The 6,300-nt window shown below is 64.7% G+C and carries 5 protein-coding genes; 4 read left to right on the plus strand and 1 reads right to left on the minus strand.

Translation table 11 applies throughout. The features are described 5' to 3' along the window. Positions 1–240: 240 nt before the first annotated feature. Positions 241–1,209, minus strand: a complete 969-nt coding sequence (gene htpX / locus UP06_RS20710) for a zinc metalloprotease HtpX (protein ID WP_045005326.1) — start codon at positions 1,207–1,209, stop codon at positions 241–243. A gap of 183 nt (positions 1,210–1,392) precedes the next feature. On the opposite strand from htpX, the gene UP06_RS20715 reads away from it, so the two are divergent. The 4 genes from UP06_RS20715 (at position 1,393) to UP06_RS20730 (ending at position 6,207) form a co-directional block, all read left to right on the plus strand. Then, positions 1,393–2,694: a lytic murein transglycosylase gene (locus UP06_RS20715; protein ID WP_045005295.1), complete on the plus strand. Its 1,302-nt coding sequence runs from the start codon at positions 1,393–1,395 to the stop codon at positions 2,692–2,694. A gap of 108 nt (positions 2,695–2,802) precedes the next feature. Continuing rightward, positions 2,803–3,306, plus strand: a complete 504-nt coding sequence (locus UP06_RS20720; RefSeq protein WP_045005296.1) for a DUF1993 domain-containing protein — start codon at positions 2,803–2,805, stop codon at positions 3,304–3,306. 173 nt (positions 3,307–3,479) lie between these two features. Further along, a complete protein-coding gene (locus tag UP06_RS20725) occupies positions 3,480–4,574 on the plus strand; it encodes an alkene reductase (RefSeq protein WP_045005298.1) in 1,095 nt (364 codons plus the stop codon). A 304-nt stretch (positions 4,575–4,878) separates the two neighbouring features. Next, on the plus strand, positions 4,879–6,207 hold the full coding sequence (locus UP06_RS20730; protein WP_044999801.1) for an IS1182-like element ISBrsp9 family transposase: 1,329 nt from the start codon (positions 4,879–4,881) through the stop codon (positions 6,205–6,207). The last annotated feature ends 93 nt before the right edge of the window (positions 6,208–6,300 follow it).

The raw sequence follows: 6,300 nt of genomic DNA on the forward strand, positions 1-6,300 counted from the left end.
CATGAGCAAAGACTGCCACTCGGCAAGCATTCCAACCTGTTGCTCCCCCAGCCAAGGCGAGCAGGCACAGGTCTGGCCCAATGTGCGACAAAGCGCAATAGCCATTTCGGATAGTGCGCAGCAGCAATCCGCACCCTGACGATGATCGCGGCAGATGCCGGCAATGCGACGTTGAATCAGAGATTTCTCGCTTGAATTGCAGCGTCGTAGAAATGCGTCCGCGCCGTGGCTCTCGCTAGCTCATCCCCAAGGACCACGTGAAGGACCACGTGAAGGACCACGTGAGGGATCGCGCGACGATGAGCGTCCCCACGGACCTTGCGGCGGATAGTTTTCATTGGCGCCGACCGACGGCGCCGCATGCGCGCCGAGCTCAGCCGCCAATTGCTGAAGCGCAGCGATACGGTTCTGCGTCGAGGGATGAGTGGCGAAGAGACTATCCACGCCATGGCCCGACAGCGGATTGATGATGAACATGTGCGCGGTCGCCGGGTTTCGCTCGGCCTCGACATTCGGCACCTGATGCGCAGCACTCTCGATCTTGACCAGCGCCGACGCCAGCCACATCGGCTGGCCGGCAATGCGCGCGCCGAGATCGTCGGCGGCATATTCGCGGGTGCGGCTGATCGCCATCTGCACCAGCATGGCGCCGAGCGGCGCCAGGATCATCATCAGGATCGAGCCGACGATGCCGGGGCCGTTGTTGTTGCGGTTGCCGCTGAAGAACATGCCGAACTGCGCCAGCATGGAGATGGCACCCGCAATGGTCGCGGTGATCGTCATCAGCAGCGTGTCGTGATGCTTGATGTGCGCAAGCTCATGCGCAATCACGCCGGCGAGCTCCTCGCGGCTGAGCTGACGCATCAGGCCGGTGGTGACGGCAACGGCGGCATTCTCCGGATTGCGGCCGGTCGCGAACGCGTTGGGCTGCGGCTCGTCCATCAGGAACACACGCGGCATCGGCAGGCCCGCGCGGCCTGCAAGCTCGGCGACGAGACCGACCAGCTCGGGCGCGCTCGCGCGGTCGACCTGATGGGCGCCGTACATCGACAGCACCATGCGGTCGGAGTTCCAGTAGGTGAAGAGATTGGTCGCCGCGGCAACGACGAGCGCGATCATGGCGCCAGTCGCACCGCCGATCAGATAGCCCACCCCCATGAACAGGGCGGTGAGGCCTGCGAGCAGCATTGCGGTACGAAGATAGTTCATGGCCGTCTCCCGGGCCGGCCGTGGCGGCTTGAGGCGTTGCAGGCCGGCGCTTTTCAAGTAGGAATGACCCCGGCCCGGGTGCAAGGTTTCAAGGTGCGTCCCGGAGCCGCGGCACTGGTTTGAGTTCGATCATTCCATTAAACTTCGTCAAGAATCCAAGCGTCTCCCCCTTCCGGAAACCTCATGCTCCAGACCCGATTTGCGATCGCGGCCGCCGCTCTTCTCGCACTCTCAGCTTCCGCCTCCGCCCAATTCGCCCCACCGCCCGCAAAGCCCGCCGCTCCCAAGGCTACCGCGCCTTCGCCGCGCGCGGCCTCGTGCCACAATGGGGCGAACTTCGATCGCTTCCTGGCCGACGTGAAACAACAGGCGGTTGCTGCGGGCGTGTCGCAACGCGCGCTTTCGGAAGCCGGGCCCTACCTCGTCTACGACCAGGGCATCGTCAACCGCGACCGCGGCCAGCGCGTATTCGGCCAGCTCTTCACCGAATTCGCCGGCCGCATGGCCGCGCCCTATCGCATGCAGAACGGCCAGCAGCACATTAAGCAACACGCGGCTGCGTTTGCGCGCGCCGAGAAAGAGTACGGCGTGCCGCCGGCGGTGATCGCCGCGTTCTGGGGACTGGAGAGCGATTTCGGCGCCAACATGGGCAATCTGCCGACGCTGAAATCGCTGGTGTCGCTGGCCTATGACTGCCGGCGCTCGGAGATGTTCGTGAACGAGACGATCGCGGCGCTGAAGGTCATCGATCGCGGTGATCTCACGCCCGACGAGATGATCGGCTCGTGGGCCGGCGAGCTCGGACAGACGCAGTTCTTGCCGACACATTACGTCAACTACGCCGTCGACTATGACGGCGACGGGCGGCGCGACCTGTTGCGCAGCGAGCCCGACGTGATCGGCTCGACCGCGAACTACATCGCCAACGGTTTGAAGTGGCGGCGCGGCGAGCCGTGGCTGGAAGAGATCAAGGTGCCGCAGAACCTGCCGTGGGATCAGACCGATCTCACCGTGCAGCAGCCGCGCTCGAAATGGGCGCAGTTGGGCGTGACCTATCCCGACGGAAGGCCACTGCCGAACGACAATCTCGCGGCCTCCGTGCTGCTGCCGATGGGACGGACCGGGCCGGCTTTCATGGCCTATCCGAATTTCGCGGGCTACACTGAGTGGAACAACTCGCTGATCTATTCGACCACCGCGGGCTATCTCGCCTCGCGCATCGCGGGCGCTGCGCCGATGCGAAGGCCGACGACGCCGGTCGTGCAACTGCCGTTCAACGAGCTCAAGCAATTGCAGCAACTTCTGGTCCAAGCCGGCTTCAATGTCGGCAAGGTTGACGGCGTGCTCGGCCAGCAGAGCCGCGCCGCCGTGAAGGCGATGCAGATCAAATACGGCCTACCGGCCGATTCCTGGCCGACCGCCGAGCTGCTCGCCCGCATGCGCGGCGGCACGGCGCAGGCGCAGCCAGCGGGGACGATCCGGTAGAATTTTTGCACTGCACAGGCCGCTCCGGCGATTGTATTTTTCCATGACGCTCCCATGTGAGTGGCTCAGGTTTTCTCCTGAGATTTCCCTCATTCGAGCGAGCAACACATGTCCTTCCACGACGCCGTCGTCCCCGCGTATCTGCAACTGCTCAACAGCCTCATCGGCCTGCTCAACAAGGCTGAGGCGCATTGCGCGGCCAAAAAGATCGACCCGGCCGTCCTGCTCGGCTCCCGCCTGTTTCCGGACATGCTGCCGCTCTCGAAGCAGATCCAGCTCGCCAGCGATTTCGCCTCCAAGGGCTGTGCGCGCCTGACGCATAGCGAGGTGCCCTCGACGCCCGACACGGAAAAGACGTTCGAGGAGTTGAAGCAGCGGCTCGCCAAGACGATCGACTACGTCAAATCGTACAAGCCCGCGCAGTTCGAAGGCGCCGACACCAAGGACGTGACCTTCCCGGCGGGCCCGGACCGGACCATGACGCTCAAGGGCCAGCAGTTCTTCAGTGCGGTCTCGCTGCCGAACTTCTATTTCCACGCCGCGACCGCCCACGGCATTTTGCGTCACAATGGCGTCGAGATCGGCAAGCGCGATTTCCTCGGCGCGAACTGAGTTCGTGGGGTCGCGGCAGCGGAAATCCGCTGCCCTGACCCGAATCGCGCATGAATCGTGCTACGCGGGCTCTGCCGCGTAGCTCGCCTGCACTTTCCGTATGGCTCCTCCCTTGCGCTGGTTGCCGCGATGCACAAGTGTTCCGGACCTCTCACCGCCTGGAACCACTCCCAATGAGCCGCCCGACCAAATTGTTTGAGACTTACAAGCTCGGCCCGATCACGCTGGCCAACCGTTTCGCGATGGCACCGCTGACGCGCAACCGCGCAGCGCCAGGCACCTTCGTGCCGAGCCCGCTTGCCGCCGACTATTACGGCCAGCGCGCGTCTGCGGGCCTCCTGATCACCGAAGCGAGCCAGGTCTCGCAGCAGGGCCAGGGCTACCAGGACACACCCGGCATCTATTCCAAGGACCAGGTCGCCGGCTGGCGCAAGGTCACCGATAAGGTGCATGAGCGCGGCGGCAAGATCTTCATCCAGCTCTGGCATGTCGGCCGCATCTCGCATGTCGACCTCCAGGCGAAGGGCGCCGCGCCGGTCGCGCCGAGCGCGATCCGCGCCAAGGGCAAGACCTTCGTCAACGGCACCTTCGCCGACGTCTCCGAGCCCCGCGCGCTCGAGCTTTCTGAAATTCCAGGCATCATCGACGACTTCAAGCGCGCCACGAAGAATGCGCTGGAGGCAGGCTTCGACGGCGTCGAGATCCACGGCGCCAACGGCTATCTGCTCGACCAGTTCGCCAAGGACGGCACCAACAAGCGCACAGACGCCTATGGCGGCGGTATCGAGAATCGCGCGCGCCTGATGCTGGAAGTCTCCAAGGCCGTCGTGGCTGAAGCCGGCGCCGACCGCACCGGCATCCGCATCTCGCCGGTGACGCCCGCCAACGACATCGCGGATTCCAATCCGCAAGCCTTGTTCGACCACATCGTCGACGGCCTCAGCGCATTGAAGCTGGTCTATCTCCACGTCGTCGAAGGCGCCACCGGCGGCCCGCGCGACTTCGCGCCGTTCGACTATGCAGGCCTGCGCAAGCGCTTCAGTGGCACCTATATCGCCAACAACGGCTACGATTTCGATCTCGCGACCAAGGTGCTCGACGCCGGCGCGGCCGATTTGATCGCCTTTGGCAAGCCGTTCATCTCCAACCCCGACCTCGTCGAGCGGCTGAAGAAGGGCGCGGCCCTGAACGATTGGGACAAGAACACGTTCTACGGCGGCGGCGCGAAGGGATACACGGATTACCCGACGCTGGAAGCGGCGGAGTAAGAACTGTCCACACGACGGCTGTCATGCCCCGCGAAGGCGGGGCATCCAGTACGCTGCGGCCTCTCGATTCAATCACGGCCGCCTCTGGAATACTGGATCGTCCGCTTTCGCGGACGATGACAGCGGAGAGGAACGCGGGCACGGCGCGCCACGCGAAAGGAAAAAAGGCCGGGATCGCTCCCGGCCTTTTTGTTGCCCGCGGCCGCCTCAGAGCGTGTGATTTTTTGGCAGCGTGCCAGGTAAATCTGTCCGAATGCCGGTGGCATGTGATTCTCTGGCGATGATGGATTGGCGGGAGGCGAAGATGGCTGCCGATGAATTGTTCGGTGATCTGCCGGCGCAGTCGAAGCCTGAAGCCGACGCGGCGCCGCTCGGCGCGCCACGGCTGCGTGAGCCACAGCGCGACCAGATCGCGTTGCGAGCGGTGGATATCGAGAGCCTGATCGGGGAAGACCATCCGGTGCGCCTGATCTGGTCTTATGTCGAAGAGCTTGATCTGAGTGAGCTGGAGAACCGGATCAAGGCCAGGGGCGACCGCCCCGGTCACCCCGCGACCTCGCCGCGGCTTTTGCTGGCGCTGTGGCTCTCAGCCACCAGCGAGGGCGTCGGCAGCGCGCGAGCATTGGAGCGACTGTGCGAGAGCCACGATGCCTATCGTTGGCTGTGCGGCGGGGTGTCGGTGAACTATCACATGCTGGCGGACTTCCGGGTCGGTTGCGCCGACCTGCTGGACCGGCTGCTCAGCGAGCATCTGGCGGCGCTGGCGAAGGCTGGTCTCGTCAATCTGGCGACACTGGCGCAGGACGGGGTGCGGGTCCGGGCCAGCGCGGGAGCCGCCTCGTTCCGGCGCGAGGCGACACTCGAGCGGCATCTGGCCCTGGCTGGGACGGTGGTGGAAGACCTCAAGCGCGAAGTCGACGTGCGCTCTGACGCCAGCAATCAGCGCGCCCGGGCAGCCAAGGAGCGAGCCGCGCAGGAACGCAGCGCGCGCGTGAAAGCGGCGCAGGCGGCGCTTGCCGAGATCAAGCAGCAGCGCAAGGAACGCGAGAGCAAGCAAGGCAATGGCAAGACGCCGAAGGAGCCGCGCGCGTCGACGACGGACGCCGATGCACGGGTCATGAAGATGGCGGATGGCGGCTTCCGCCCAGCCTACAACGTGCAGGTGACGAGTGCGGCCGGCGAGCAGTTCGTCACTGACGTTAAGGTATGCAACACGGGGTCCGACCGCGGGCTGATGCGGCCCATGCTGGAGCGGCAGCGCACGCGCCCTGGCGGCCTGCCCAAAGACCATCTCGTCGATGGCGGCTTTGGCAGCGCGGAAGACATCGAGTGGGCGCATGCCGAGGGCATAGAGGTTTTTTGCCCGCCCACTCAATCCAAGCACGGCACCGACCCCTACCTGCCGCGACGCGGCGACGGCGCGGGGGTACTGGCTTGGCGTGCGCGGATGGCGAGCAAAGAGGGCAAGGCCCGGTACAAGCCCCGTTCGATATGCGAGTGCATCCATGCCCGCTGGCGCAACTGGAACCTACGGCAATTGACCGTGCGCGGGATCGAAAAGGTCCGCGCCGTCGTGCTCTGGTACGCCCTCACCAACAACATCCTGCAAGGCAACCGCCTCCGCAGCGCATAAACGAGAGCTCATCGACGAACTCAGACCCGCCATTTACCGCGACAGGAAACTCCACTCCGTTCCGAACAAGTAAAAGCGTCACAAGCTCTCAGG

The organism is Bradyrhizobium sp. LTSP857 (assembly GCF_000938285.1).
GTDB lineage: Bacteria > Pseudomonadota > Alphaproteobacteria > Rhizobiales > Xanthobacteraceae > Bradyrhizobium.